A 26,991-nucleotide genomic window follows, 5' to 3' on the forward strand; every position below is an offset into this window, starting at 1 on the left:
CGGCACTACCGGGGGAGTGGCTGACGTGCGGTGAGACGATGAAGTGCGCATCGCGATATCCCCTTGATGGGCTTGGTGCTAGTGTGCCGCTCTCTGAGCTTGATCTCCAGCGCACATGGCCAAAGCGCCGCTTGACCTGACCACGGGCCCGATCGGGCGCAATCTGTTCCTGTTCGCCCTGCCGATCCTGGCCGGCAACATCGCCCAGTCGATGAACGGCTCGGTGAACGCGATCTGGGTCGGCCGCTTCCTCGGCGAGGCGGCGCTGACCGCCACCGCGAACGCCAACAACATCATGTTCTTCCTGATCGGCTCGGTGTTCGGGATCGGCATGGCCGCCTCGATCCTGATCGGCCAGTCGATGGGCGCGCGCGACCTGCCCCAGGCCCGCCGCGTGATGGGCACCAGTGCGACGTTCTTCATCGGCCTGTCGGTGGTGATCGCGATCGCCGGCTGGTGGCTGTCGCATCCGCTGCTGGCGGCGATGGGCACACCGGCCGAATCGCTGCCGCTGGCCGAGGCCTACCTGCGCATCATCTTCCTGGCGATGCCGACGCTGTATGCCTTCGCGTTCCTCAGTTCGGCACTGCGCGGCGTCGGTGACTCACGCACGCCGTTCCGCTTCCTGCTGCTCTCGGTGGTGCTGGATATCGGCTTCAACCCGCTGCTGATCTTCGGCATCGGCCCGTTCCCGCAGCTGGGCATCGCCGGCGCGGCCTGGGCCACGTTGATCGCGCAGACCCTCTCGCTGCTCGGCCTGCTCTGGTACATGCGCAACAAGCGCCATGTGCTGTGGCTGGGCCGCAAGGACATGGCGCTGTTCAAGATCGATGGCGAGATTCTGCGCGCCTTGGTGGTCAAGGGCGTACCGATGGGTCTGCAGATGGTGCTGATCTCGCTGTCGATGATCCTGATGATGACCATGGTCAACAGCTACGGTACCGACACCGCCGCCGCGTATGGCGCCTCGCTGCAGCTGTGGACCTACGTACAGATGCCGGCGATGGCGATCGGTGCGGCGTGCTCGACCATGGCCGCGCAGAACGTCGGCGCGCAGCGCTGGGATCGCGTGCGCGGCACCGCCCGCAGCGGCGTGCTCTACAACTTCCTGCTGACCGGCGTGCTGATCCTGCCGCTGATCCTGCTCGACCGCTACACGCTCGCCCTGTTCCTGCCGGAGGGCAGCCAGGCGCTGGAGGTAGCGCGCCACCTCAACCACATCGCGGTGTGGTCGTTCCTGTTCTTCGGCGTGAACTTCGTGATCTCCGGCGTGGTGCGCTCGACCGGCGCGGTGATTCCCCCGCTGCTGATCCTGGCGGCCTCGCTGTGGGGCATCCGCGTGCCGTTCGCCGAGCTGCTGCAGGACCGCTGGGGGGCCGACGCGGTGTGGTGGAGTTTCCCGGTCAGCTCGTTCTGCGCGATGCTGATGTCGCTGGCGTATTACCGCTGGGGCGGCTGGCGCAAGGCGCGGATGTTGCCCAGTCATCGCGAGGAACTGGCCGCCCCGGCCGAGGTGCCCGCCTCGCCGCCCTCCCCGGTGGCGGATCCGAACCCGACCACCCCGCTGCAACCGGCCCGGGCCGGCACTGCCCGCCCGGATTAAGCCACGCGCCCCTGCAGCAGGGTCTTCCAGGCCGGCAGTCCGAAGCGCCGGCGCTGGTAGCGCATCAGCAGCGCCATCATCACGCCGAACAACAGCCCGGCCATGACAGCACTGCCAACGGTGATGCCGAGCGTGAGCGAGCCAAGGTCCAGGACCAGCCACATCAAGGCGCGCCACAACACGCCCCACAACACGCCAAACAGCCCACCCATCACGAACAGGTTGGCACTGAAGCTGGCGAGCAGCGGTGGCGGCACGCGCAGCCCCATGCGCCACAACAGCCGATGCATCGGCGGTGCGCGCATGCCGGCGGGCACGTTGGCGTCGGCCATGGCCTGCAACGCGTGACGAACATCGGCGGGATAACGGTCCATCTCGGTCTCTTCAGCAGGAAGGGAAAGCGAGCAAAAAAACAGCGTCAGCCCGCGATGCAGGCCACAAACGCAAACGGCCACCCGAAGGTGGCCGTTTGAGGCGACAACCAACGTTGTCGGCCGGGAATTACTGGGCAGCCTTGGCAGCCAGGCGCGCGGCCTTGGCCTGCGCAGCAGCAGCCAGATCTTCCTTGATGCGGGCAGCCTTGCCTTCCAGACCACGCAGGTAGTACAGCTTGCCGGCGCGGACCTTACCACGACGCTTCACTTCGACCGAGTCGATGATGGCGCTGTGGGTCTGGAAGACGCGCTCGACGCCGTAGCCGTGCGAGATCTTGCGGACGGTGAACGCGGAGTTCAGGCCGGCGTTCTTGGTGCCGATGACGACGCCTTCGTAAGCCTGCACGCGCTCACGGTTGCCTTCCTTCACCTTCACGTTGACGACGACGGTGTCACCCTGGCTGAACTTCGGCAGCTCGCGGGTGATCTGGGCGGATTCGAAGTCCGAGAGGATGGATTTGTTCAGCTTGCTCATGGGTGCACCGATAATGTTCGGGTGATCGTGTCGTTCGACAACGTGGGCTCATGCAGTCACCGGACTGTGCTGCACGTTTTTTGTAGGGGTTCCTGCCAACGAGCCCCAAAAGGCCGATGGCAATCCCGAATTGTAAACAAGATCCCGCCCCCGCGCTAGGGGGTTGGATCCTTGGCAACGGCCTGCCGTGCCTGCTCCAGCAGGACGCGGTCGGCCTTGGACAACTGGCCTTCGTCGAGCAGATCCGGCCGCCGCAGCGCTGTGCGCAGCAACGACTGCTGCCGGCGCCAGCGGGCGATGGCGGCATGGTTGCCCGAGCGCAGCACGTCCGGGACAGTGCCCCATTCATGCTGGGCCGGATGGCTGTAATGCGGGCAGTCCAGCAGCCCCTGCGGGCCTTCGAAACTGTCCTGCGCGGCCGATTCGGCATCGCCGAGGGCCCCGTCCTGCAGGCGGGTCACCGCATCGACGATCACCGCCGCGCCCAGCTCACCGCCGGACAGAACGTAATCGCCGAGGGAAATTTCCTCGGTGACCTCGGCATCGAGGAAGCGCTCGTCAATGCCCTCATAGCGGCCGCAGAGCAGGATCATGCGCGGCAGTGCCGCCAGCTCCCGGACCTTGGCCTGGGTCAGCGGCCTGCCCTGCGGGCTGAGGTAGATCACCGGCGCGGGCGCCGGATCGGCAGCTTTCGCGGCCGCCAGGCAGGCCCGCAGCGGCTCGATCAGCATGACCATGCCCGGGCCACCCCCGAATGGACGGTCGTCCACCCGGCGGTAATTGCCTTCGGCATAGTCACGCGGATTCCAGCCGTGCAGGTCCAGCAGACCGCGCTCGGCAGCACGGCCGACCACGCCCAGCGCGGCCGACTGCGCCATGAACTCGGGGAACAACGTGACGACGTCGATACGCATCCGGCCTAGAACTCCGGATCCCAGTCGACCACGATCAGGTTGGCCTCGAAATCCACCGAGACAACGAATTCGGGCTGCACGAACGGAATCATCCGCTCACGATCCCCCTGCACCACGAGCACGTCGTTGGAGCCGGTCGAGAACAGGTGTGACGCCCGCCCAAGTTCGACACCTTCAACGGTACGCACCTGCAAGCCCTCCAGATCGACCCAGTAATACTCATCGGGCTTCGGGGGGGGCAGCGCGCTGCGCGCGACATAGACTTCGGTCCCGTACATCGCCTCGACCACATCGCGGTCGGTGATATCGGGAAACACGGCGACCAGATGCTTGCCGGACTGACGTCCGCGTGCACCGGTGAGCGTGCTCTCCTGGCCGGCGGGGGTCCGCAGGATCCAGGGCTGATAGTGGAAAATGGCGGTACGCGGCTCGGTCCAGGACTCGAGCTTGATCTCGCCTCGCACACCAAAAGCGCCGACAATCCTGCCCAGCAGGATGCGGCGCTCGGTATCTTTCATCTGTATAGACCGATGGGCCGCGGCAGGCGCGGCCCTTCAGGATCAGGCCGCGGAGGCCTGGGCCTTGGTCGCTTCCTTGTACAGGTTGCGAACCTTGTCGGTCATCTGGGCGCCGTTGGCGACCCACTTGTCGACCAGCGGCAGGTCCAGCACGATGCGGGACTCGGCACCCTGGGCAACCGGGTTGTAGTAACCGACGCGCTCGATGTTGCGGCCATCACGGGCGCTGCGCGAATCGGTCACGATGATGTGGTAGAACGGACGCTTCTTGGCGCCGCCGCGGGTCAGTCGAATCTTGACCATGGTGTTGTTTCCTCAATTGCCCAGTCGCCAGGATGGCGCGGTAAGCCGGCGATTATAGCGGCGGCCTCCGGTCATTCCAAGCCTGTGAAGACCGGGAAAGCTGAACAGGGCCTGCAGATCAGGCGGTTCAGGCCACCAACGGCTGCCAGGGCGCGGCCGCCAGCACCTCCCGGGCCTTGGCGCACATTGCCGCCGAGTTGGCCAGTACGCCCCCATCGATCACCGCGATCGGCCAGATGCCGGCTGCGTTGCAGGCGATGGCCGCATCGAACCCGGCCAGGTCCGCCAGCGCGACCGGCCGCACCTGCTGATCACTGCCCCACCCGGCCTGCAGCAGGCGCTCGTGGGTACCGCGCAGCGCGGGCGCCTGCGGCCAGATCAACGTGTCACCCGAGGCGAAGGCGATGTTCCAGGTGGTGCCTTCGCTGACCAGGCCGTCGTCGCCGACGAACAGCGCGTCATCCACCCCTGCCAGCAAGGCCTCGCGGCGCTGCTGGAACAACGCGAACGTACCGACATGCTTCACCTGCGGCAGTTCGCGCTGGTAACGCACCGTCCGCAGCCGCCGCGCTATCGCCGGCAGATCGACCGGTGGCGCGACGGCGACCAGCACATCGCCGGCGACCGGCTGCAGCGGCCGCCGGAAATCGAATTGCCGCGAAAATACGGTCACCCGCAGCGAGGCATCGAGCGCACCTTCGGCCTGTAGCGCGGCGTGCATCCAGGCGCGCACCTGCAGCGGCTCCAGCGCGGTGCCGAACAACGCCACCGTGCCCTCCTGCAGACGCTGCAGATGCAGATCCAGCCCCTGCACCGCGCCATTGCGCACCTGCAGCGAGGTGAAATGACCGTAGTTGGTCAGTGCGCCGGCCAGATCATCGGCGCTGGCAACGCGGCCATTGCAGTACAGCCTCATCCGAGCAACGCCTTCGCATCGGCCCACATCTGCTGCAGCACCTCGGCCGCCGGGCGCGCCGGGGCCATCCACGCGGACTGCCCCGCCCAGGCCTGCATCGCATCCAGCGCGTTGTCGCGGCCCGCCTGCGCGCGCATCGGCGCGGTCAGCCCACGCTGCACCGGATACGGCCGCGGCGGTGGTGCATCAGCAGACGCCGCGGCGCGCACATACGCGGTGGCCAGGCCACGGCCGAGGCGACCACTGAAGGCGCGCGTCGGCCAGGTGTCTTCCGGTTCGGCACTGGCCAAGGCCTGTGACCATGCCGGATTCAGATGGCACTCCGGGGTGCGCAGGAACGCGGTGCCCACCTGCACCGCACTCGCCCCCAGCGTGAGGGCTGCTGCGATGCCGCGCCCATCGGCGATGCCACCGGCCGCGATGATCGGGATATCCAGATGATCGGCCAGCCGCGGCAGCAGCGCGAACAATCCGACGAGCTGCCGCTCGGCTGCGTCCGGATCGAACGCACCACGATGGCCGCCCGCCTCGAACCCCTGCGCGACCACCGCATCGGCACCGGCCGCCTGCGCGGCCCGCGCTTCGGCCAAGGTGGTCGCACAGGCGATCCAGGCAATGCCCACGTCTTTCAGCCGCTGCACCTGTGCCGGAGAAAACACGCCCATGATGGTGGAGGCCACCGCCGGGCGCGCCTCGATCAAGGCATCGAACTGCGCGTCGACATCGGCCGGCCCGGCATCGGCAGCGCTGGCCGGCACCTCCGGGCCCCACTGCGCCAGGAAGCGGCGTGTCGCCGCTTCAGCATCGGCATCGCGCGACGGCAGCGGGTCGGGTATCCAGACGTTGACCTGCGCCGGCCCGGCGGACTGCGCGCGAAAATCGGTCATCCACGCCACGATGTCCTGCGGCTGGGACAGCACCGCGCCCATCGCGCCCATGCTGCCCGCGTTGGCCAGCGCGGCCGAGAGCGGCACGGGGCAGGCCCCAGCCATCGGTGCGAGCAGGATCGGGGCCTGCAATGCAAAACGCCGACAGAAGTTGTCGGCGCGTTCGAGAAGCGGGGAACCATTCACGCGCGGCGCACCTGTGGAAGGAGACGGTGCCAGCATACGCCGCACCGCCCCTGCCCGGAATGCACGTGCGCAGGACTCAGCGGAACGGCATGCCGCCGCGGCCGCCCATGGCGCCCATCATCCCCTTCATGCTGCGCATCATGCCCTTCATGCCGCCGCCGGCCATCTTGCTCATCATCTTTTCCATCTGCTGGAACTGCTTCATGAGCTTGTTGACGTCGGCCGGGGTCAGGCCGGAACCGCGCGCGATACGGGCACGGCGCGAGCCGTTGAGCAGGCCCGGGTTGCGGCGCTCTTTCTTGGTCATCGAGTTGATGATCGCGATCATGCGCGGCACTTCCTTGCCCTGGCTGACCTGCTGCTTGAGGTGCTCCGGGATCTGGCCCAGGCCCGGCAGCTTGTCCATCAGGCCGCCGATGCCGCCCATGTTCTGCATCTGCTCCAGCTGGTCGCGCATGTCGTTCAGATCGAACTTCTTGCCCTTGGCGACCTTCTCGGCCAGCTTCTGGGCCTTGTCCTTGTCGACCTGCTGCTCGACCTGCTCCACCAGCGACAGCACGTCGCCCATGTCCAGGATGCGGCTGGCGATACGGTCCGGATGGAACACATCCAGGCCGTCCGGCTTCTCGCTCACACCAACGAACTTGATCGGCTTGCCGGTGATGTAGCGCACGCTAAGCGCGGCACCGCCGCGGGCGTCACCGTCGGTCTTGGTCAGCACCACGCCGGTCAGTGGCAGCGCATCGCCGAAGGCCTTGGCGGTATTGGCGGCATCCTGGCCGGTCATGGCATCGACCACGAACAGCGTTTCGGCCGGGTTGACCGCGGCGTGCAGCGCCTTGATCTCGGCCATCATCGCTTCGTCGATGGCCAGGCGACCGGCGGTATCGACGATCAGCACATCCACGAACGACTTGCGCGCGTCATCGATCGCGGCGCGGACGATGGCTTCCGGCTTCTGGTCGGCGGTGGACGGGAAGAACAGCACGCCGACCTGGTCGGCCAGGGTCTTGAGCTGCTCGATCGCGGCCGGACGATAGACGTCGGCCGAGACCACCATCACCTTCTTCTTGCGCTTTTCCTTGAGGTGCTTGGCCAGCTTGCCCACCGTGGTGGTCTTGCCCGCACCCTGCAGGCCGGCCATCAGGATGATCGCCGGCGCCGGCACGTTGAGGTTCAGGTCCGAGGCGGCCGAGCCCATGACCGCGGTCAGCTCGTCGCGCACGACCTTGATCAGCGCCTGACCGGGCGTCAGTGACTTGAGCACTTCCTGGCCGACCGCGCGCACCTTGATGCGTTCGACCAGCGCCTGCACCACGGGCAGCGCGACGTCGGCCTCGAGCAGCGCGATGCGGACTTCGCGGGTGGCCTCGCGGATGTTTTCCTCGGTCAGGCGACCGCGGCCACGCAGCCGCTCGATGGTGCCGGAGAGGCGCTGGGTCAGGGACTCGAACATGGAAGCGACCTGTTCAGAACAAAAGACAATGAGACCGCCAGTATAACGGTTCCGCCCCGGCTCCCGGACCGGCACCGGCGGCGGCGCTGCGGGCATCGCCAGCACCCCGGGGGTATGCGAAACTGACACGATGACAATCGTTCTCATCGCGACCCTGCTGTACCTGACCGCCACCGGCCTGCTGGTGCGCGCGGTCGTCCGCGATGATGCGGTGACCTCCCCGGCCTGGCTGTGGCCGGCGCTGCCGGCGATGCTGCTGCACGGCGGCTATCACGTGCTGGTGGCGATGCGTACCAGCGGCGGCCCGGACATGCACTTCTTCGCCGCCCTGTCGCTGGTCGGGCTGGGCATGGCGTGGCTGACCTCGCTGGTCGCCGCGCGCGGGCGCATGGCGGCGCTTGGCGTGCTGGTGTTCCCGATGGCCGCCGTGGTGCTGTGGATCTATCACGCCTACGGCCACGAGCCGAGCAAGCCGCTGGGCTGGCAATTGGCCACGCACGCGTGGATGGCGCTGCTCGCCTACGCCACCCTGAGCGTCGCCGCGTTGCTGGCGATCATGTTGTGGCTGCAGGAACGCGCCCTGCGCCGCCGTGATTTCCGCCCGTGGCTGCGCGCCCTGCCCCCGCTGGCGGACCTGGAAGCGCTGCTGTTCCGGGTGATCGCGGTCGGCTTTGCGCTGCTTACGCTGACCCTGGTCACCGGCGTACTGTTCGTCGATGACCTGCTGGCCCAGAAGCTGGTGCACAAGACCGTGCTCAGCATCCTGTCCTGGATCGCATTCGGCACGCTGCTGATCGGCCGCCGCCGCTATGGCTGGCGCGGTGCGAAGGCGGTGCATTGGACCCTCACCGCGATGGCGCTGCTGCTGCTGGCCTTCTTCGGCAGCCAGTTCGTGATCGAACTGGTGTTCGGACGCACGCGATAGCGGCGTGCCGACCAACGGTCGGCACCCACCCGCTATCCTCTGACTACAACCCGTACCGTTCGATCGCATCCAGATGCGGCTGCCGGTCCTGGTCGCAGGCCTCGGCCAGGCGCAGCCAGCAGTGTGGGTGCGCCCACTCCGCCGTCGCCTGCTGCAGGAAGCGATGCAGTGCCAGCGGCGCGTGATCCTGCGGCTGGGCGACCGTGAACAGCAGCCCCGGCAGCGCCCCGTCTTCGGCATCCGGATCGGTCACGGTGTAGTCCGCACGGCTGTGCGACCACACCTTCCAGCCCTGCGCCTCGGCCGCTTCCACCAGCGCGTTCCATGCCGCCTCGCCCGGATGCGCGCCGTCGACCAGCCAGCTGCGGGCGAATCCACCCCGCTCCAGCACGTGCACCTGCGCATAGGTCGGAATGAAGTGCTCGCGCTCGGCTTCATCTTCTGGTGCGGGGTGCACCAGGCCGGCGTCGAACACCACCCAGTCACCCACCTGCTGCGCGCGGTTGGCCGGTGCGTTCTCGACGATGCGCGCGGTCACCGGCCCGCTGCGGCGGGCGTAGTACTCCACCGGCTCGCCGCCGTCTTCGCTGCGGATGATCACCCAGCCCCAGGGCTCTTCGACCACGCCCTGCTGGCTGGACAATTCCATGCCGATCGCGGCCGCCGAGCGGCGCACTGCATCCCAGTCGCGCGCCGCGCTGGCGGCACTCATGTGGTCCCAGTGCGCGGCATTCGGCTCCTCCAGCGTCTCCACCAACTGCGCGTAGCAGGCCTGCGCATCGCTGAAACGGCCGGTCTCCATGTACATGCTGGCAAGCGTCCGGCGTGCGCCGTTCGAGCCCGGCGACAACGCCAACAACGCCTGCGCGGCCTGTTCCATCGCCGGCCAGTCGGACGCGCGCCGTGCACGCTGTACTTCGCACCAGTGCGCGAACACCGGCACGCTGTCGCGATAGGTCGCGGCCAGCCTGCGCAGGCCATCATCATCGCCCTGCTCGGCCAGCCAACGCATCAGGGTGTAGGCCGCCGCGCCATCTTCCTGCGCGTGGCCGCGCACGAAGTCCCACAGCAGCGCCATGGCTTCGGTGGTAGCGCCGCAGGCGTGCAGCGCCGAGGCTGCGACCTCGGCCAGTGCGTCGTCGTCGGGCTGCTCGGCGTGCGCCTGCAGCAGCCACTGCGCTTCACGCTCGGGATCGCGCGACTGGTGCTGTTCGCCCTGCGCTTGCAGCCATGCCAGCAGTTCATCGGCGGGCACCGGCAGCGGTGCCATCTCCGGCAGTGCCTCGATCCGTGCGGCCAAGCCGGCCACCAGCGCGGCAGCGCCACGATCCTGCCGCAGCTGCGCCAGATGGGTCCGGGCCAGACCGAGCTGGCGCTGCGCCACCCAGCGCGCACCACGCTGCAGGGCCAGTTCCAGGCTCAATGCAGCGATCTCGATCACCAAGCGATGCGCGCCGACCGCGGCGAAGTGCTCGATGATCGTGTTGAACCGCGTCCCCAGATCCCAGGTATTGCGTGCACCATCCCGGCTGCACAGTGTCGAGGCGGTATTGGCCCACAACCGCCAGTGGTTCGGCGTCAGCTCGTTCCATGCCGCCAGCTGCTGCAGTGCGTCTTCATCACGTCCCAGCTGCGCCAGCGCCCAGGCCTTGGACAGACGGCGCGGCACTGTGCAGTTGGCCGGCTCGTAGTCGCCTGCAGCAGCCACTTCGGCCTCGCGCTGCTCGATCAGTGCCAGCGCCTCCTCCGCACGGCCGCTGGCCAGCAGGATCTTGATCTGCATTTCCGGGAAGCTGTCGAACACCTCCTTGCCACGCGCCTGGATCGCCGCCGCCTGCACCTGCAGGTACTCCAGCGCGTCCTGGCCGCGGCCGTCGTCCAGCAGCGCGTCCGCCTTCTCGCAGCTCAGGCACTGGAAGCAGGCCCAGCTTGGGTCGATGCGGCCCAGCGTCTCGTCGCAGACCTCGATGCGCTCGGGCACCCAGCCCGGACCATCGATGTTGCCGTAACAGGCGGCAAGATCCTGGGTGACGCAGATCGACTGTGGGCAGTCCAGGGTATCGGCACGGTGTGCGCGCTCGAACAGCGCCACCGACTCGCCCAGTGCGCTTTCACCTTCCATGCGGTTGCCGACGCGGTTGCGCAGCGCCCAATGGCCGACATAGACGTCGACCCAGGGATTGTCGAGTGCCTTGCCCAGCGCGCGCGCTTCGGGCAGCAGTGCATCGACGCGGTCGACCTGCAGTTCACTGACGTCATCGGCAAGGCGGGTCAGCAGGTGGGCGTTCTGTGCCTGCCCGGCCTGACGCAGGTCTTCCTGCAGTTTTTCAACCCAGTTCCAGATATCCATGGGGGGAATGCTCCTGTCTAGCGAAGGCTGGATGAGAGGGGGCGGTGCTCAGCGCAGCATCTGCTGCAGGGCACCGGCAATATCGGTAAATGCACCATTGAGATCGGGGCCCGGCGTTGCCGCAGCCCGCTGCAACGGCCGGCCCTGTGCGGACACGATGATCTTCAGCGAGCGCAGCAGGCGTGCGGCCGAGGCGGCCTGCGGGTGGCCATCGCGCTGGGCCTGCAGCAATGCCTGCACCGCTGGATTGTCCAGGTTGAGGTAGAGCCGTGACGGCGCACGCGCCTCGATTCGCGCGGTGAACTGGCGCGCCAGGCGCAAGGCGGCCATCGAGACGCGCTTGTCGTTCTCGTCGTCTTCCAGGCGCTGCTTCAGCTCGGCTTCGCGGTCGGGCACCACCACCACCGGCAGCGCCTCGGGGCTGAAGCGCGCCGGCAGCAGCTGTTCGCCATCGCCCAGGTGTTCACGCAGCCAGGCCAGTTGCGCATCGTCAAGGCTGTGGTCAGTGCGGAACAGTGCGCGATTGCCCTGCTCGGTACCGAGCTCAACCAGGCGCAGGCCCTTGGCCTGGGCCCAGCGGCGCAGGAAGGGCACCACTGCATAGCGATGGCCATGCGCGACCGGCACGCCCATCGCACGGAACAGCATTTCCTCGAAGCCGCCACCGTTGTCGAGGATCACATGCACCGCGCCACGCGCCGGCAACGCGCTGGCCGGCAGGTCACCCTGCGAGGTCGGCACGCGCACGTGTTCCAGCAGCAGGTCGAACAGGCGCTCATCGCACAGGGCTGCGCCCAGCAGGGCTTCATTGTGCCGGCCGAGCACACGCCGCCAGGCCTCGGGCTGCTGGCGTGCGACGTCGGCCAGGCCATCGATCAGCGCTTCCAGCAGGGCGTGCTGCACGGCGCGATAGTGATCATCGCGCTGCAGATCCTCGCGGCTGGCCGTCGGGGTCAGCTTCGACGACTCGATCACCCCGCCGATGAAACCGGCCCACGGCGGCAAAAGGTCGCGTGCATCGTCGTCCAGCAGCATGCCGCGCACGAACACCGACAGGTTGCGGTTGTCGCTGGTGCCGTAGGTGGCACCATCCTGCACCCAGAGCATGCCGATGGCATCGCTGCTGCCATCGGACTGCAGCGGCATCGTCACGATGGGCTCGAAATCGTGTTCGAAACGGGCAGCGAACTGCAGCGCCTGGCGACGCGCCTGCACGGGATGCAGCGCGACATCACCCTGCCCGCGCCACGGCGGCGGTTCAGGGTTGATGGCCTCGGCGGCAGCGCCGATGAAAATCGGTTCGGACAGCAGCGCGCAGTAGCGGCCAAGCACCTCGTGCAGGCGCGCTTCGTTGGCCAGCGGCAGGAAGTCCGGATGCAGCTCCAGCTCGACCTCGGTGCCGATCACCCGTGCCGGCACGTCGCTGACGGTGTACTGCTCGGCGTTGCTGGACACGTACAGGTGGCCCAGCTCCGGCGCCTGGTAGGAGGTGGTGCGCACGCTGACACGGCGCGCCAGCACGAAGGCCGACAGGAACCCCAGGCCGAACATGCCGATCAAGCCGTCATTGTCCTCGCCCTCCTGGCGCAGGCCCCGGGTGTAACCCACGCCGACCGTGGCCAGGTAATCGTGGATTTCCTGCCGGGTCAGGCCGGCACCGGTGTCGGTGATGCGCAGCACGCCGGCGGCGGCATCGACCTGCACGTCGATGCGCGACACACACGGGATGCCCGGCTGCTCGATACGGCGACGGATGATCGAATCGTGCGCGTTCTGCACCAGTTCGCGCAGCGCCACCATCGGGGTGGAATACAGGTGCTTGCCCAGCACCGTCATCAGTCCATTGAGATCGACCCCGGCGCGGCGGATTTCGGCAGCGGGGGTGCTGAACATCGGGTCCTGCATGTAATCGATTACTCCTTGCCACGGAAAAGCGCCGGAGGGCGCCTTCGTCGAGCCCGGAAAACTAGCACAGGCTGGCTGACCGCAGACCCATTCGTCATGGGTGAGCCGAGCATGGGCTCAGCTCACGGGGGCGCGACAACCGAGCCTCGGCCCGGCCCCGGTCACAGCGCGTCGATCGCCTCCGACAACCGCTCCACCGCGATCACCTCCATGCCCTTCACGCTGCCGGTCTTCGGCGCGTTCGCCTTGGGCACGATCGCGCGCTTGAAGCCATGCGTGGCGGCCTCGCGCAGGCGGTCCTCACCGTTGGGCACGGGGCGGATCTCGCCGGAGAGGCCCACTTCGCCGAAGGCGATCGTCTTCTCGGCCAGCGGCCGGTCCTGCAGCGAGGACAGCACCGCCAGCAGCACCGGCAGATCGGCGGCGGTCTCCTGCACGCGGATGCCGCCCACCACGTTGACGAACACGTCCTGGTCACCCACCAGCACGCCGCCATGGCGGTGCAGCACCGCCAGCAGCATCGCCAGGCGGTTCTGCTCCAGCCCCACCGCCACCCGGCGCGGGTTGGACAGCGGTGAGGCATCCACCAGTGCCTGCACTTCCACCAGCAACGGGCGCGTGCCTTCGCGGGTGACCATCACGCAGCTGCCCGGCTGCTGGGTGCTGCCGCCGGAGAGGAAGATCGCCGAGGGATTGGAGACCTCTTTCAGGCCCTTCTCGCCCATGGCGAACACGCCCAGCTCGTTGACCGCGCCGAAGCGGTTCTTGAACGCCCGCAGCAGGCGGAATCGGCTGCCGCTCTCACCTTCGAAGTACAGCACCGCGTCGACCATGTGCTCGAGCACGCGCGGGCCAGCAATGCCGCCCTCCTTGGTGACGTGGCCGACCAGGAACACCGCGGTGCCGGTTTCCTTGGCAAAGCGCACCAGCCGCGCGGCGCTCTCACGCACCTGGCTGACCGAGCCGGGCGCGGCGGTCAGCGATTCGGTCCACAGGGTCTGCACCGAATCGGCCACGATCAGCCGCGGCTTGGCCACGCTGGCATGCTGCAGGATCGCCTCGACCTGGGTTTCGGCCAGCGCGTTGACGTTGTCCAGCGGCAGATCCAGCCGCACCGCGCGGCCAGCGACCTGCGAGAGCGATTCCTCACCGGTGATGTACAGCACCGGCAAGCTGGCCGCCATCTTCGCCACCGCCTGCAGCAGCAGGGTGGATTTGCCGATACCCGGATCGCCACCGACCAGCACCACCGCACCTTCGACCAGGCCACCGCCGAGCACGCGGTCGAACTCGCCGATGCCCGTGCTCACCCGCAGGTGCTCGGTCTGCTGCACGTCCTTGAGCGCCATGATCTTGGGCGCATCGACCTTGCCGGCCCAGCCGGAACGGCGCGACGCCGGCGAGGACTTGGTGGGCGTCGCGCTTTCCAGTGTGATTTCGCTGAGCGTGTTCCAGACCCCGCACTCGGTGCACTGGCCCTGCCACTTGCTGTATTCGGCGCCGCATTCACTGCAGACGTAAGCGGTGAGTCGCTTGGCCATGTCCACTTCCGCTTCAGAATCGATGGGGCAGGATAGCCGAGCCGCGTCGCAGCAACCGAGACGCCGAGCGCCCCTGCTCAAGATTCCGGCCGCGATGCCGATACTCCGGCGGGCCACTGCCCTCCTTCAACCTTTTCCAGGCTTCTCCATGACCGGCACCTACAGCCAGAGTCTTGTCGTGTTCTCGCTGCTGGTCGCCATCCTCGCCTCGTACACCGCGCTGGACATGGCCGGTCGCCTGGCCAGTACCCGCGGCCGGGTCGCCCGCTGGTGGCTGGCCGGTGGCGCCGGTGCGATGGGCCTGGGCATCTGGTCGATGCACTTCATCGGCATGCTCGCCTTCCACCTGCCGATCCCGGTCGGCTATGACCTGGCCATCACCCTGTACTCGCTGGCGGTGTCGGTCGGCGCCTCGGCGTATGCGCTGTGGCTGGTCTCGCGTGCGCAGCTGCCGTGGTCGCGACTGTGCGCGGGCGCGGTGCTGATGGGGCTGGGCATCGCGGCCATGCACTACCTGGGCATGGCCGCGCTGGAGATGCAGCCGGGCATCGACTACGACCCAGTGTGGTTTGCCGCCTCGATCCTGATCGCGATCGGCGCGGCCGGTGCGGCGCTGTGGATCGCCTTCCGGCTGCGCCTGGAGCAGCGCCGGCCGTTCCTGCTGCGCGGGCTGGCCTCGCTGGTGATGGGCCTGGCCATCGTCGGCATGCACTACACCGGCATGGCCGCAGCCAACTTCCCCGAGGGCGCGCTGTGCGGCGCGGCCTACGGCCAGGGCATCGATACCAAATGGCTGGCCGTACTGGTGATCGTGACGACACTGGCCACGCTGGGCATCGCGCTGATCGCCTCGGTGTTCGATCGCCAGATGCGTACCCGCACCGGCCTGCTCGCCGATTCGCTGGCGCAGGCCAACGAGAAGCTGATGCAGGCCGCCCTGCACGACCCGCTGACCCAGCTGCCCAACCGCATGCTGCTGCAGGACCGGATCGAGCAGGCCATCGAGAAGGCACAACGCCGGCAGTTCAGCTTCGCGGTGATGTTCTGCGACCTCGATGGTTTCAAGGCGATCAACGATGCCTACGGCCACCAGCTCGGCGACAAACTGCTGATCCAGGTCAGTGAGCGGATCACCGCGCTGCTGCGTGCGCAGGACACGTTCGCGCGGCTGGGCGGAGACGAATTCGTCATCGTGTTCCAGGTGGAAGATCCGGAAGACGCAGCGGTGGTCGCCGAACGGATCATCGCCAGCGTGGCCGAACCGTTCGAGATCGATGCGCTGGAACTGCAGGTCAGCGCCAGCCTGGGCATCGCGCTGTACCCGGCCGATGCCACCACCGAGCGCGATCTGATGGCCCACGCCGATGCGGCCATGTACCACACCAAGGATTCGGGCCGGAACGGTTATACCTTCTTTACCCAGTCACTCAACGTCAGCGCCAACCGCCAGCTGAAGCTGCTGCAGGAGCTGCGCAAGGCGGTCAGCCGCAGCGAGCTGGTGCTGCACTACCAGCCCAAGTTCCAGGCCAACGGCAACGCGCTGATCGGGGCCGAGGCGCTGGTGCGCTGGCAGCACCCCGAACTGGGCCTGCTGTCGCCGGATGCGTTCATCCCGATCGCCGAGCGCAGCGGGCTGATCCTGTCCATCGGCGACTGGGTGCTCGACCGGGCCTGCGCGCAGCTGCGCCACTGGCACGATGCCGGGCATCCGGACTGGACGATGGCGGTGAACCTGTCGCCGCTGCAGTTTGGCTCTAGCACGCTGCTGGAGACCGTGCGCCGCACGCTGGAGAAACACGGGCTGGACCCGAAGCGGCTGACGCTGGAGGTGACCGAAACCACTGCGATGCGCGATGTGGAAGCGAGCCTGCTGATCCTGCATGGACTGACCGCGATGGGCGTGAACATCTCCATCGATGACTTCGGCACCGGCTACTCCAGCCTGCTCTACCTCAAGCGCATGCCGGCCACCGAGCTGAAGATCGATCGCGCCTTCGTGCACGATCTGGAAGACAACGCTGAAGATGCCGCCATCGTCTCCTCGATCATCGCGCTGGGCCGCTCGCTGCAGCTGCAGATCGTCGCCGAGGGCGTGGAGACCGCCGGCCAACGCCAGTACCTGAGCGACATGGGCTGCGATCAGCTGCAGGGGTACCACCTCGGGCGGCCGGTGGATGCGGCGGAGTTCATGCGGCTGGCGAAAGCAGCGTAGCGCGCGGCTCGGCGCCTCGGTTCCGGTAGCCGAGCCCCGCCGCGGCTGGCGGGCCGTTCGGCAAATGTCCCCCGGCATCCGCCAGGTGGCGGCTGCCTCCTCCTTGAGTTTGCCCAACGGCCCGCCAGCCGCGGCGGGACTCGGCTTCTCATACGGATGCGAGGGCGAACCAAACAGAAAGGCCGCCCGAGGGCGGCCTTTCTGCGTGTGGCAACGTCGCGAAGACGTCAGTGCATCATGTGCACGTTCATGTTGTGCATGACCCACAGCGAGCCGGCGACGATGATGCCGATCACCACGACGGTGAAGGCCGCCGCGCTGACGTTCCAGCGCTGTTCCGAGGAGCGGTCCAGGTGCAGGAAGAACACCAGGTGCACCAGGATCTGCAGCACCGCGGCAACGACGATGATGACGCCGGTGGTGAAGCGCGGCAGGTCGCCATGCATGACCGCCCAGAACGGGATGATGGTCAGCACGGCGGCCAGGACGAAGCCGATCAGGTAGGACTTGACGCTGCCATGGCTTTCGCCGGCAGCGCTGTGGCCATGATCGTGTGCGTGATTGTCATGTGCGGCCATTACAGCGCTCCATTCAGATAGACGACGGAGAACACGCCGATCCAGATCAGATCCAGGAAGTGCCAGAACAGGCTCAGGCACGCCATGCGGGTCTTGTTGGTCTGGGTCAGGCCGTTCTGCTTGATCTGGATGAACATGATCAGCAGCCACAGCAGACCCGCGCTCACGTGCAGACCGTGGGTACCGACCAGCGCGAAGAACGCCGACAGGAACGCACTGTGGTCCGGACCGTAGCCCTGGTGGATCAGGTGGTTGAACTCCCACACTTCCATGCACATGAAGCCGAAGCCCAGCAGCCAGGTCAGGGCCAGCCATGCGTACATCTGGCCCACCTTCTGCTTGTGCATGGCGATCATGCCGAGGCCGAAGGTCAGCGAGGAGACCAGCAGCAGCGTGGTTTCCCAGGCGACGAAGGACAGTTCGAACAGGTCCTTCGGGCCGGGGCCGCCGTCGGTGCCGCCGGACAGCACGATGTAGGTCGCGAACAGGGTGGCGAAGATGAGGCAATCGCTCATCAGGTACACCCAGAAACCGAAGACGGTATTGCCGCCGGTGTCGTGGTGCTCGTGGTCGTCATGGCCGTGGGCCGCCGCGTGCGCGGCGTGCCCAGGGTTCATGGTGTTGGGGATAGTGGTGCTCATGCCTTCAGCTCCGATTTCACCAGGCCCTGCGCCACCAGGTGGCGACGGTGCTCATTTTCGATCCGCTCCACTTCCGCGGCCGGCACGTAGTAATCCACGTCCTTGTCGAAGGTGCGCCAGATGAAGGTGCCGATCATGCCGACCAGACCCACGATGGCCAGCCACCAGATGTGCCAGATCATCGCAAAGCCGAACACCAGGCTGAAGGCGCCGATCACCACACCGGTGCCGGTGTTGCGCGGCATGTGGATGTCGGTGTACTTGGCCGGGCGCTCCCACGCCTCACCGCGCTGCTTGCGCTCCCAGAACTCGTCCAGTTCGTTGACGCGCGGCAGCGAGCCGAAGTTGTAGAACGACGGCGGCGAAGAGGTTTCCCACTCCAGCGTACGGGCGTCCCACGGATCGCCGGTCAGGTCGGCGGTCTTCTTGCGGTCGCGGATCGACACGGCGATCTGGATGATCTGGCACAGGATGCCGGCGCCGATGATGAAGGCACCACACATGGCGATGATCAGCAGCGGCTGATATTCCATGTTCGGGTAGCTCTGCATACGGCGGGTCATGCCCATGAAGCCCAGGATGTACAGCGGCATGAACGCGACATAGAAGCCGATGAACCAGCACCAGAACGCGCGCTTGCCCCAGGTTTCATTGAGGCGGAAGCCGAACATCTTCGGCCACCAGTAGGTGATGCCGGCGAACATGCCGAACACCACGCCGCCGATGATGACATTGTGGAAGTGGGCGATCAGGAACAGGCTGTTGTGCAGCACGAAATCGATGGCCGGGATCGCCAGCATCACGCCGGTCATGCCGCCGATGGTGAAGGTGACCATGAAGCCGATGGTCCACAGCACCGGGGTCGTGAACTGCACGCGACCGCGGAACATGGTGAACAGCCAGTTGAAGATCTTCACGCCGGTCGGGATCGAGATGATCATCGTCGTGATGCCGAAGAAGGCATTGACGTTGGCACCCGAGCCCATGGTGAAGAAGTGGTGCAGCCAGACCAGGAACGACAGCACGCCGATGCAGGCGGTGGCGTAGACCATGCCCTTGTAGCCGAACAGCGCCTTGCGCGAGAACGTGGCGATGACCTCGGAGAACACGCCGAAGGCCGGCAGGACCAGGATATAGACTTCCGGGTGACCCCAGATCCAGATCAGGTTGATGTACAGCATGGCGTTGCCGCCACCGTCATTGGTGAAGAAATGCGTGCCCAGGTAACGATCCAGGGTCAGCAGCACCAGGGTGATCGTCAGCACCGGGAAGGCGGCGATGATCAGCACGTTGGTGACCAGCGCGGTCCAGGTGAAGATCGGCATCTGCATCAGCTTCATGCCGGGGGTGCGCATCTTCAAGATGGTGATGAAGAAGTTGATGCCGCTCAGCGTGGTACCCAGGCCGGCGACCTGCAGGCCCCAGATGTAGTAATCGACACCTACCCCTGGACTGTATTCCTTGCCTGACAACGGCGGGAAGGCCAGCCAGCCGGTCTGCGCGAACTCACCGACACCCAGCGAGATCATCACCAGGCCCGCGCCCGCCACGAACAGCCAGAAGCTGAGCGAGTTGACGAACGGGAAGGCGACGTCGCGTGCGCCGATCTGAAGCGGCACGACAACGTTCATCAGGCCGGTGATCAGCGGCATCGCCACGAAGAAGATCATGATCACGCCGTGGGCGGTGAAGATCTGGTCGTAGTGGTGCGGAGGCAGGATGCCCTCGTTGCCGCCAGCGGCCATCGCCTGCTGGACACGCATCATGATGGCGTCGGCGAAGCCGCGCAGCAGCATGACGAAGGCGACGATGAGGTACATCACGCCGATCTTCTTGTGGTCGACCGAGGTGAACCACTCTTTCCAGAGATAGCCCCACAGCTTGAACTTGGTGATCAGGGCCAACACCAGCAGGCCGCCGATACCAGCACCGATCAACGTGGTGATGATGATCGGGTCATGCGGAATGTCGGCAAAGGTCAGTTTACCCAACAGATTCATGGTCATTCTCCCGAGCCGTCGTGACCGGCGTGGCCGGCTGCGGCGTGCTCGTCTGCAGTGTGTGCGGCGTCCGCGGCAGCGGGCTGGTCGGCATGGACCGGCAGCTTGGCCGCTTCGTCGTGGGCTCCGCTCATGGCCTGCATGTCGTGGCCTTCATGGCTTTCGCCCTCGGCGCCGTCATGCTTCATGGCCTTGTGGTCGTGCTTCATGCCGTAGTGCTGGTTGTCGCCCATGTGCTTGGCGATGACCCAGTCGAACAGGCCGGCCTCGGTGGTGCCGTAATAGGTCACCGGGTGCCAGTCGTGGTTCTTTTCGGCCACCAGCGCAGCGAAGGCCGTCTTGTCCAGGGTCGCGCTTTCGGCACGCACCTTGGTCAGCCACTGCTGGTACTCCGCCTCGGTCACCGAGTGCGCGGAGAAATGCATCTTGCTGAAGCCCGCGCCACTGTAGTGCGAGGACATGCCCGGGAACTCACCGGTCTCGTTGGCGATCAGGTGGAGTTTGGTCTCCATGGCCGTCATCGAATAGATCATGCTGCCTAGGTGCGGGATGAAGAACGCATTCATCACCGAATCGGACGTGATCTTGAAGTTCAGCGGGGTATCCACCGGGAAGGTGATCTCGTTGACGGTGGCGATGTTCTCTTCGGGATAGATGAAGAGCCACTTCCAGTCCAGCGAGATGGCTTCGATCACCACCGGCTTCTTGTCCGAGTCCAGCGGACGGTACGGATCCAGCGCGTGCGAGGAACGCCAGGTCAGCACGGCCAGCACCAGCACGATCATGCACGGGATCGACCAGACCACCACTTCGATGGCCGTGGAGTGTGACCACTTCGGCTCATAGCGGGCCTTGGTGTTGGTCGCACGGTACTTCCACGCGAAGGTGAGGGTCATGATGATGACCGGCACGACAACCAGCAGCATCAGCACGGTCGCCGTGATGAGCAGGGTCTTCTCGTCGTGGCCGATCTGGCCCTTGGGGTTGAGGATGGCCGAGTTGCAGCCCGTCAGGAACACGGACAACGCAAACAGCAGGCCCGGACGCAGGAAGCGTCCAAGGGGTTTCAACGGAATCATCGGTCGATCCAATTGCGTAGGGAATGCCAGTTCAAGCCCGCCTCCGTCCCAGCCAAAGCCGGTGGTGCCGGTCCAAGGGGACAGGCACGAAGGACGATCATGTCAGCCTTCTAATTTTAGGCCGTCACGCATCATTTAAGAAAGGCATTGACAATGATCCAGCGCAGGAAAGGCCTGTTTTGGGCTGCGACACGTTGTCGCAGTGCGCGCAGGGCGCCCGAATCGGCACAGTTTCCGTCGTTCAGGTATAGACAATTGGGGCGTTCAGCTCCTCCGTCCCGTGCCTGCATACCCTTGCTGGTAGCTCAAGTCGATTATTTTCACAACTCCAAGCTACAATCTTGACGCTTTTTTAACAGGGGACCACGATGCAACATCAGGATGCGGCAACTGCGGTTGCCGTCAAGGCGCATGGACCGTATCGCGCAGACATTGACGGGCTGCGAGCCATCGCGGTCATAGGCGTTCTGCTTTATCACGCATTTCCGAAACTCCTGCCCGGCGGCTTCGTCGGCGTGGATGTGTTCTTCGTCATTTCCGGCTTCCTGATCACCCGGGTCATCCTGGATGGCCTGGATCAGTCCCGCTTCAGCATCGGGGACTTCTACGCGCGCCGCGTGCGACGGATCTTCCCCGCCCTGCTGCTGGTCCTGGCGGCCTGCTTCGCGTTCGGCTGGAAGACGATGCTGGCCGAAGATCTCGCCCATCTGGGCAAACATACCGCCGGTGGCGCCGGGTTCGTCGCCAATCTGGTGCTCTGGAGCGAAGCGGGCTACTTCGACGCTGCCTCGGCCAGCAAGCCGCTGCTGCATCTGTGGTCGCTGGGCATCGAAGAGCAGTTTTACCTCGCCTGGCCGTTGCTGCTGTGGTCGGCGTGGCGGATGCGCCTGCCTCTGATGCCGGTCATCATCGCCACCGCCGCCGCCTCCTTCGTGGTGAACCTGCACCATCAGGGCGGTAATCCAACCGCTTCGTTCTATTCCCCCCTCTCCCGAGCCTGGGAGCTGATGATCGGTGGCATGCTCGCGCATTGGAGCTCGGCCCAAGGCGCTCGCGAGCGTACTTGGTGGGCGGCCAGGTTGAGCCATTCCGGCGTGGTGATACCTGCCGGAACAGCGGCACTGGTACGCGCCTGCGCTGCATGGGTGGGCGTGGCGCTGCTCGTGATCGCCATGCTGAGCATCCGTTCCACCATGCCCTTCCCCGGTGTACGCGCCCTTCTGCCGACGCTGGGCACCGCCCTGCTAATCGGCGCGGGCCCGTCCACGCCGGTTGCACGGTGGATCCTCTCCAGCCGCCCGTTCGTATGGGTTGGTCTGATCAGCTACCCGTTGTATCTCTGGCATTGGCCGCTGCTGACGCTGACCCGCAATGCCTACGGCGATCTGAGCAGCCTGGACCGCGCCGGCCTGCTACTGGCCAGCGTTGCTCTTGCTTGGCTCACCTGGCGTCTGGTCGAGCGGCCGCTGCGGTCGTCGCGGCACGGCGGCATCAAGGTCGCCGCGCTGCTGGTGGGCATGGCCATCATCGGCGTCCTCGGTTACAGGGCTTGGAATAACGCTGGTTATCCGTCCCGCTATCCCGAGATCATCCAGCGCGCCACCGAGTACGACCTGGAGGCCTATCGTGCTGGCCTGCGTAACCATGTCTGCTTCATGGAGCTGGGCGACAACGCCGACAAGTACGCTTCGGAATGCGTGGATCAGGGTACCAAGCCGCTTTGGGTGCTGTGGGGTGACTCGTCTGCTGCTTCGTTGTACACCGGCATCCGCGGCCTGCAGCAGCGTAGCGACCAGATGCGTCTGGCGCAGTTCACGTCTTCAGCCTGCCCGCCGATGGCCGACTTCGCGGGCACCAATCCGGCGTGTACCTATAACAACGACTGGGCCCTGGCCTCCATCGCTCGACTCAAGCCGGATACCGTGCTGATGGCCGCCATGTGGCACTACTACGACAAGGCGAATCTGCCTGCGACGCTCACTCGCCTCAAGGCTTTGGGTGTTCGTCGCGTGGTCATGCTGGGCCCGCCGCCGTCGTGGAAGGACACTCCGTCGCGGATCGTGTTCAACATCTGGCGCGATGATCCGTTGCATGCCACACCTTCGTCGCGTCTGGACTACAGCAAGTACGGCATGGGCCAGGGCGACCACGCGACCGGAGCTGCCGACTACCGGACCGCCACGGCCGAGGAGCTTATGCGCCAAATTGCCAAGCAGACCGGCGTGGAATATATCTCGCTGACCGAGGTACTGTGCAACGACGATGGCTGCCTCACGCGCTCGGATTCAAAGAGCGGTGAAACGTTCTATCTGGATATCGTCCACCTTACGCCGGCAGGCTCCCATTTCACCTTGGAGCTGATTGAAAAGCAGCTGCTGCAGGGCTCGCCCTGACCGCAGCTGCGAACGCGACAGGTGTCAGAACGCACGCGGCCGCCCCGTCACTGGGGTGGCCGCGTGCGTTTGGGGGTTACCCGCCGGGCGGTGGTACGAGATTCGGGCACCGCGTACCAGTGGCGTATTGCCCCAGGTTGCGCAGCGTGATCGCCGAGATCTCCTGCAGCGCCTCCACCGTGAAGAAGCCCTGGTGCCCGGTCACCAGCACATTGGGGAAGGTCATCAGGCGCTGGAACGCGTCATCGTCGATGATCTCGCCAGACCGGTCCTGGAAGAACAGCCCGCTCTCCTGCTCGTACACATCGATGGCCAGATGCCCCAGGCGGCGCGACTTCAGCGCGCGGATCACCGCATGGGTATCCACCAGCCCGCCGCGCGAGGTATTGACCAGCATCGCCCCGGGCTTCATCCCGGCAAGTGACGCATCGTCGATCAGGTGATGGGTGTCCGGCGTCAGCGGGCAGTGCAGCGAGACGACATCCGAGCGGGCGAGCAGCTCATCCAGCGCCACCGACGTGCCGATCGCGGCGAAGGCCGCCGACGGATACGGATCGTGGCCCAGCACGGTGCAGCCCATGCCCTTGAAGATGCGGGCCGTGGCCAGGCCGATCTGCCCGGTGCCGACGATGCCCACCGTCTTGCCATGCAGCGTGCGGCCCAGCAGGCCATCGAGCATGAAGTTGCCCTCGCGCACGCGGTTGTAGGCACGGTGGGTCCGGCGGTTGAGCGTCATCACCAGCGCCAGCGCGTGTTCGGCCACGGCCTCCGGCGAATACGCGGGCACGCGGGCCACGAACAGGCCCAGCTGCCCCGCCGCCGCCAGGTCGACATTGTTGAAGCCGGCGCAGCGCAGCAGGACCGCACGCACGCCCATCGCGTGCAGCGCCTGCAGTACCGGGGCATCCAGCCGGTCATTCACGAACACGCAGACCGCCTCGCAATCCTGCGCCAGCGGCGCGGTATGCAAATCCAGCGCGGCATCGAAGTACAGACACTCGAACGGCTGCCCTGCCCCGCGGCGCTGGTTGGCCTCATCGAGAAACTGCTGGTCGTACGGGCGGGCGCTGAATACTGCGATCTTCATGAGGGTGATCCCCGGGAGTTCGAGCATGACGATACCGCAGTACACTCCGGCCAACTGCCTGGAGCCTGCCGTGTCCCTGACTGCCCGCCTTCTCCGCTGGACCGCCACGCCGATGGGCCGGCGCACCCTGTTCGCGCTCACTGCCGCGATCGTGACCCTGATGGCCTGCAATCCACTGCTTGCACCACTGCTGCCCGTGGTGGATGCGCTGGGGCTGGATGTGCTGGTCCTGCTGATCGGTGCCCAGGCAATGACATTGTTGCCGTGGGTGCGGCTGCATGGCGGCCGTATCGCCCGCGTCGCCGCCCGTTTGCTGCTCGGTGCGCTCACAGGGGCCATCGCAGGTTTCATCGGCGGCTATCTGCGGCAACTGGTCTTCGGCACGGGCGCGCGTTGGACCCGCGCGCGCCCGTGACCTAGTATTCGGCCCTTGCAGGACGCCATGGGTGGATGTGCGTGGAAAGTTTCGAGCGGTTCAACGGGCGCCGTACCGGTGCGGGCAAATCAGTCGCGATCCTGTCACACGGCTTTGGTACCGATCAGACCGCATGGAACGCCCTGCGCCCCTGGTTTGAAGCACGCTTTGATGTGATCTCCTTCGATCTCGCCGGCTGCGGTCCGCACGGTGCGCAGACCTACGATTTCGAACGGCACGGCTCGCTGTTCGGCTATGCCGACGATCTGATCGACATCCTGGACGAACTGGACGTGCGTGACTGCACCTACATCGGCCACTCGATGAGCGGCATGATCGGCGCGGCCGCCGCCGTTGCACGGCCGGAGCTGTTCGAGCGCCTGGTCATCATCGGTGCGTCGCCGCGCTATCTCGACGACGCCGGCTACACCGGCGGTTTCAAGCCGCAGGACCTGGAGCAGCTGTTCGAGAGCATGCGTGCGAACTACCAGGCCTGGATCGCCGGTTTCGCCCCGATGGTCGTCGGCGTGGAGGACAGCGCGGTTGTCGCCGATTTCTCCAATACCCTGTTCCAGATGCGCCCGGACATCGCACTCAACACGTCGCGCACGATTTTCACCTCCGATCTGCGCAGCCTGGCCGCGCGGGTTTCACGCCCGGTCCACCTCATCCAGACCGCACACGACGTGGCGGTACCGGTTGCCGTCGGCCACTGGCTGGCCAACGCGATCGAGGGCGCCACCCTGGATGTGATCGATGCCTCAGGGCATCTTCCGCACATGACCGCGCCGGATGACGTCATGCGCATCCTCGAACAGCGACTGGCAGGCACCGCGTTGTGACCACGTCCGACAGTGACGCGCTGGCCGCCCTGTGCCAGTTCGCCCGCCTCGCCTCCCACGCCGACCTGGTGATGGCGGTGGAAGTGGACGCCGGCGGCCGGGCGACCTGGGCGGTCTCGGCCCCGGCACTGCCCTCGCCGAGCTTCAACCTGGCACGCAGCGGCATCCTCGAGTGCCGCTGGAACGGCGAAGCCATGGACGCGGCGGGGTTCAGGCTGCCGACGGCGATCATCCATGCCCTGGAAGGCCTCCCCGCCCACCTGCTGTACGTCCCGGCGCCTTCGCACGGGGCGCCGCTGAGCGGCCTGCTGCTGGTTTGGCGAAGCGCCCCTGCGCCCGCAGCGTTGACGGCGCAGGTGCCGCTGTTGGCAACGAGCGTGGCGCGGCTGTTGTCCGCGCGGCGGGAAGCCGCACGCGGCGCCATCGTCCGCAATCAGTTCCTCGATCTGTTTGAAAGTGTGCCCGCGGGCATCGTCCTGATCGATGGCGATGGCGTAGGTGCTGCGGTCAACGAGCACGCAGCGGAACTGCTGGGTTGCACGGCAGGTGATCACCGCGCCGCGGATCTCGCCGGCCCGATGCGCGCCCTGCGCCAACGGTGCGACAACCATGGCGAACTGGAGCTGGCCTACAGCGCCCAGATCAACAACGACCAGTTCGCGGCCAAGCAGAACTGGACACTGGGCGAACGCACCTTCGAGGTGGATACCCACCCGGTGCGCGGCAACGGCGCACATGGGCGCATCTGGCTGTTCACCGATGTCACCGCCGATCTGCTGATGGCCGCCGAGCTGCGCCGCCTCGCCTCCTCCGATCCCTTGACCGGCGTGCCCAACCGCCGTCATTTCGAAGAATGCTCGGCCCAGATCATCGCCGCGCGCGAAGCCAACGGCCGCGCCGTCGCGGTACTGATGGTGGACGTGGATCACTTCAAGAAGATCAACGATACCTACGGCCATCCGGTCGGCGATGAAGTCCTCAAGGTGGTCGCCAAGCGCTGCCGGGACGCCCTGCGGGAGCGCGATCTGTTCGCCCGCTTCGGCGGCGAGGAGTTCATTGCCCTGCTGGCGGCGTCCGCGGTGGACGAGATCCCCGCCGCCGCCGAACGGCTGCGCAGTGCGGTGGCGTCCGAACCCATCCTCGTGGGCGGCGAGCGCATTGCCGTCTCCGTCAGCGTCGGTGGCGCGATCGGCGAGGCGCTGCCGGGCGGCGACCAGCGGCTGCTGGAGGCGCTGATCGCCCGGGCGGATGAGGCGCTGTACGACGCCAAGACGAGTGGCCGGAACCGGGTCCGGATGGCGGCGCTGCAGGCCGACCTGATCGACCTCTGA

At 66.4% G+C, this 26,991-nt stretch carries 23 protein-coding genes; 7 read left to right on the plus strand and 16 right to left on the minus strand.

Annotation, left to right across the window (positions count from 1 at the left end):
• Positions 1-115 precede the first annotated feature (115 nt).
• On the plus strand, positions 116-1,603 hold the full coding sequence (locus AC1DIQ_RS15620; RefSeq protein WP_282257811.1) for an MATE family efflux transporter: 1,488 nt from the start codon (positions 116-118) through the stop codon (positions 1,601-1,603).
• On the opposite strand, the gene AC1DIQ_RS15625 is transcribed toward AC1DIQ_RS15620, so the two are convergent.
• From AC1DIQ_RS15625 to ffh, 8 genes are all read right to left on the minus strand, one after another.
• Positions 1,600-1,977 (minus strand): DUF6404 family protein, encoded by a 378-nt coding sequence (locus tag AC1DIQ_RS15625; RefSeq protein WP_282257814.1) that lies wholly within the window; start codon positions 1,975-1,977, stop codon positions 1,600-1,602. The genes AC1DIQ_RS15620 and AC1DIQ_RS15625 overlap by 4 nt on opposite strands.
• A gap of 127 nt (positions 1,978-2,104) precedes the next feature.
• The gene (gene rplS, locus AC1DIQ_RS15630) at positions 2,105-2,512 is read right to left on the minus strand and encodes a 50S ribosomal protein L19 (protein WP_019184486.1); all 408 of its coding nucleotides are present in this window, start codon (positions 2,510-2,512) and stop codon (positions 2,105-2,107) included.
• Between the two features lie 155 nt (positions 2,513-2,667).
• Positions 2,668-3,426 (minus strand): tRNA (guanosine(37)-N1)-methyltransferase TrmD, encoded by a 759-nt coding sequence (gene trmD / locus AC1DIQ_RS15635; protein WP_282257822.1) that lies wholly within the window; start codon positions 3,424-3,426, stop codon positions 2,668-2,670.
• Between the two features lie 5 nt (positions 3,427-3,431).
• Positions 3,432-3,944, minus strand: coding sequence for a ribosome maturation factor RimM (gene rimM / locus AC1DIQ_RS15640; RefSeq protein WP_121043481.1), 513 nt, complete (start codon positions 3,942-3,944; stop codon positions 3,432-3,434).
• 42 nt (positions 3,945-3,986) lie between these two features.
• On the minus strand, positions 3,987-4,247 hold the full coding sequence (gene rpsP, locus AC1DIQ_RS15645; RefSeq protein WP_017356068.1) for a 30S ribosomal protein S16: 261 nt from the start codon (positions 4,245-4,247) through the stop codon (positions 3,987-3,989).
• A 127-nt stretch (positions 4,248-4,374) separates the two neighbouring features.
• A complete protein-coding gene (locus AC1DIQ_RS15650; RefSeq protein ID WP_478050366.1) occupies positions 4,375-5,163 on the minus strand; it encodes an aminotransferase class IV family protein in 789 nt (262 codons plus the stop codon).
• The gene (locus AC1DIQ_RS15655; protein ID WP_282257838.1) at positions 5,160-6,236 is read right to left on the minus strand and encodes an NAD(P)H-dependent flavin oxidoreductase; all 1,077 of its coding nucleotides are present in this window, start codon (positions 6,234-6,236) and stop codon (positions 5,160-5,162) included. Before AC1DIQ_RS15655 ends, AC1DIQ_RS15650 begins: the two co-directional genes overlap by 4 nt.
• Positions 6,237-6,312: 76 nt before the next feature.
• Positions 6,313-7,692 (minus strand): signal recognition particle protein, encoded by a 1,380-nt coding sequence (gene ffh, locus AC1DIQ_RS15660; RefSeq protein ID WP_019184491.1) that lies wholly within the window; start codon positions 7,690-7,692, stop codon positions 6,313-6,315.
• A 130-nt stretch (positions 7,693-7,822) separates the two neighbouring features.
• On the opposite strand from ffh, the gene AC1DIQ_RS15665 reads away from it, so the two are divergent.
• Entirely contained in the window at positions 7,823-8,617 is a 795-nt protein-coding gene (locus tag AC1DIQ_RS15665) for a cytochrome C assembly family protein (RefSeq protein WP_478050367.1), read from the plus strand.
• Between the two features lie 43 nt (positions 8,618-8,660).
• Here AC1DIQ_RS15665 and AC1DIQ_RS15670 read toward each other — a convergent pair whose 3' ends face one another.
• The 3 genes from AC1DIQ_RS15670 to radA all read right to left on the minus strand — a co-directional run bounded on the left by AC1DIQ_RS15670 (position 8,661) and on the right by radA (position 14,413).
• A complete protein-coding gene (locus AC1DIQ_RS15670) occupies positions 8,661-10,967 on the minus strand; it encodes a tetratricopeptide repeat protein (protein WP_461770470.1) in 2,307 nt (768 codons plus the stop codon).
• A 48-nt stretch (positions 10,968-11,015) separates the two neighbouring features.
• Positions 11,016-12,872 carry an ATP-binding protein gene (locus tag AC1DIQ_RS15675; RefSeq protein ID WP_478050368.1) on the minus strand — a complete coding sequence of 619 codons (1,857 nt, stop codon included), beginning with the start codon at positions 12,870-12,872 and terminating at the stop codon, positions 11,016-11,018.
• 161 nt (positions 12,873-13,033) lie between these two features.
• The gene (radA, locus tag AC1DIQ_RS15680; RefSeq protein ID WP_121043463.1) at positions 13,034-14,413 is read right to left on the minus strand and encodes a DNA repair protein RadA; all 1,380 of its coding nucleotides are present in this window, start codon (positions 14,411-14,413) and stop codon (positions 13,034-13,036) included.
• Positions 14,414-14,561: 148 nt separating this feature from the next.
• On the opposite strand from radA, the gene AC1DIQ_RS15685 reads away from it, so the two are divergent.
• A complete protein-coding gene (locus tag AC1DIQ_RS15685) occupies positions 14,562-16,625 on the plus strand; it encodes a putative bifunctional diguanylate cyclase/phosphodiesterase (protein WP_121043460.1) in 2,064 nt (687 codons plus the stop codon).
• 227 nt (positions 16,626-16,852) lie between these two features.
• On the opposite strand, the gene cyoD is transcribed toward AC1DIQ_RS15685, so the two are convergent.
• From cyoD to cyoA, 4 genes are read right to left on the minus strand one after another with little or no spacing between them, the layout of a single operon-like run.
• A complete protein-coding gene (cyoD, locus tag AC1DIQ_RS15690) occupies positions 16,853-17,203 on the minus strand; it encodes a cytochrome o ubiquinol oxidase subunit IV (RefSeq protein WP_121043457.1) in 351 nt (116 codons plus the stop codon).
• Positions 17,203-17,820, minus strand: coding sequence for a cytochrome o ubiquinol oxidase subunit III (cyoC, locus tag AC1DIQ_RS15695; protein WP_121043454.1), 618 nt, complete (start codon positions 17,818-17,820; stop codon positions 17,203-17,205). Before cyoC ends, cyoD begins: the two co-directional genes overlap by 1 nt.
• Before the next feature lie 20 nt (positions 17,821-17,840).
• Positions 17,841-19,838 (minus strand): cytochrome o ubiquinol oxidase subunit I, encoded by a 1,998-nt coding sequence (gene cyoB, locus AC1DIQ_RS15700; protein ID WP_313211122.1) that lies wholly within the window; start codon positions 19,836-19,838, stop codon positions 17,841-17,843.
• Between the two features lie 8 nt (positions 19,839-19,846).
• The gene (cyoA, locus tag AC1DIQ_RS15705) at positions 19,847-20,923 is read right to left on the minus strand and encodes a ubiquinol oxidase subunit II (protein WP_121043451.1); all 1,077 of its coding nucleotides are present in this window, start codon (positions 20,921-20,923) and stop codon (positions 19,847-19,849) included.
• Positions 20,924-21,291: 368 nt separating this feature from the next.
• On the opposite strand from cyoA, the gene AC1DIQ_RS15710 reads away from it, so the two are divergent.
• Positions 21,292-23,316 carry an acyltransferase family protein gene (locus AC1DIQ_RS15710; RefSeq protein WP_121043448.1) on the plus strand — a complete coding sequence of 675 codons (2,025 nt, stop codon included), beginning with the start codon at positions 21,292-21,294 and terminating at the stop codon, positions 23,314-23,316.
• Positions 23,317-23,392: 76 nt separating this feature from the next.
• Here the strand turns inward: AC1DIQ_RS15710 and AC1DIQ_RS15715 are convergent, their stop codons facing one another.
• Positions 23,393-24,403: a 2-hydroxyacid dehydrogenase gene (locus AC1DIQ_RS15715; RefSeq protein WP_121043591.1), complete on the minus strand. Its 1,011-nt coding sequence runs from the start codon at positions 24,401-24,403 to the stop codon at positions 23,393-23,395.
• Positions 24,404-24,473: 70 nt separating this feature from the next.
• On the opposite strand from AC1DIQ_RS15715, the gene AC1DIQ_RS15720 reads away from it, so the two are divergent.
• Genes AC1DIQ_RS15720 through AC1DIQ_RS15730 form a run of 3 tightly spaced genes read left to right on the plus strand, consistent with a single transcriptional unit; the run spans position 24,474 to position 26,991 of the window.
• Positions 24,474-24,818, plus strand: coding sequence for a hypothetical protein (locus AC1DIQ_RS15720; RefSeq protein ID WP_121043588.1), 345 nt, complete (start codon positions 24,474-24,476; stop codon positions 24,816-24,818).
• A gap of 35 nt (positions 24,819-24,853) precedes the next feature.
• Positions 24,854-25,660, plus strand: coding sequence for an alpha/beta fold hydrolase (locus tag AC1DIQ_RS15725; protein ID WP_121043445.1), 807 nt, complete (start codon positions 24,854-24,856; stop codon positions 25,658-25,660).
• On the plus strand, positions 25,657-26,991 hold the full coding sequence (locus AC1DIQ_RS15730) for a GGDEF domain-containing protein (protein WP_121043443.1): 1,335 nt from the start codon (positions 25,657-25,659) through the stop codon (positions 26,989-26,991). The genes AC1DIQ_RS15725 and AC1DIQ_RS15730 overlap by 4 nt, the downstream gene beginning before the upstream one ends.

Source organism: Stenotrophomonas sp. 05L413 (assembly GCF_056397945.1).

Coding starts and splice junctions, on each gene's coding strand:
- ffh (WP_019184491.1), bottom strand. CDS start 7,692: ATGTTCGAGTCCCTGACCCAGCGCCTCTCCGGCACCATCGAGCGGCTG.
- AC1DIQ_RS15685 (WP_121043460.1), top strand. CDS start 14,562: ATGACCGGCACCTACAGCCAGAGTCTTGTCGTGTTCTCGCTGCTGGTC.
- cyoD (WP_121043457.1), bottom strand. CDS start 17,203: ATGGCCGCACATGACAATCACGCACACGATCATGGCCACAGCGCTGCC.
- rimM (WP_121043481.1), bottom strand. CDS start 3,944: ATGAAAGATACCGAGCGCCGCATCCTGCTGGGCAGGATTGTCGGCGCT.
- AC1DIQ_RS15665 (WP_478050367.1), top strand. CDS start 7,823: ATGACAATCGTTCTCATCGCGACCCTGCTGTACCTGACCGCCACCGGC.
- AC1DIQ_RS15620 (WP_282257811.1), top strand. CDS start 116: ATGGCCAAAGCGCCGCTTGACCTGACCACGGGCCCGATCGGGCGCAAT.
- cyoA (WP_121043451.1), bottom strand. CDS start 20,923: ATGATTCCGTTGAAACCCCTTGGACGCTTCCTGCGTCCGGGCCTGCTG.
- AC1DIQ_RS15670 (WP_461770470.1), bottom strand. CDS start 10,967: ATGGATATCTGGAACTGGGTTGAAAAACTGCAGGAAGACCTGCGTCAG.
- radA (WP_121043463.1), bottom strand. CDS start 14,413: ATGGCCAAGCGACTCACCGCTTACGTCTGCAGTGAATGCGGCGCCGAA.
- trmD (WP_282257822.1), bottom strand. CDS start 3,426: ATGCGTATCGACGTCGTCACGTTGTTCCCCGAGTTCATGGCGCAGTCG.
- cyoC (WP_121043454.1), bottom strand. CDS start 17,820: ATGAACCCTGGGCACGCCGCGCACGCGGCGGCCCACGGCCATGACGAC.
- AC1DIQ_RS15725 (WP_121043445.1), top strand. CDS start 24,854: ATGTGCGTGGAAAGTTTCGAGCGGTTCAACGGGCGCCGTACCGGTGCG.
- AC1DIQ_RS15625 (WP_282257814.1), bottom strand. CDS start 1,977: ATGGACCGTTATCCCGCCGATGTTCGTCACGCGTTGCAGGCCATGGCC.
- AC1DIQ_RS15710 (WP_121043448.1), top strand. CDS start 21,292: ATGCAACATCAGGATGCGGCAACTGCGGTTGCCGTCAAGGCGCATGGA.
- AC1DIQ_RS15675 (WP_478050368.1), bottom strand. CDS start 12,872: ATGCAGGACCCGATGTTCAGCACCCCCGCTGCCGAAATCCGCCGCGCC.
- AC1DIQ_RS15650 (WP_478050366.1), bottom strand. CDS start 5,163: ATGAGGCTGTACTGCAATGGCCGCGTTGCCAGCGCCGATGATCTGGCC.
- rpsP (WP_017356068.1), bottom strand. CDS start 4,247: ATGGTCAAGATTCGACTGACCCGCGGCGGCGCCAAGAAGCGTCCGTTC.
- AC1DIQ_RS15715 (WP_121043591.1), bottom strand. CDS start 24,403: ATGAAGATCGCAGTATTCAGCGCCCGCCCGTACGACCAGCAGTTTCTC.
- rplS (WP_019184486.1), bottom strand. CDS start 2,512: ATGAGCAAGCTGAACAAATCCATCCTCTCGGACTTCGAATCCGCCCAG.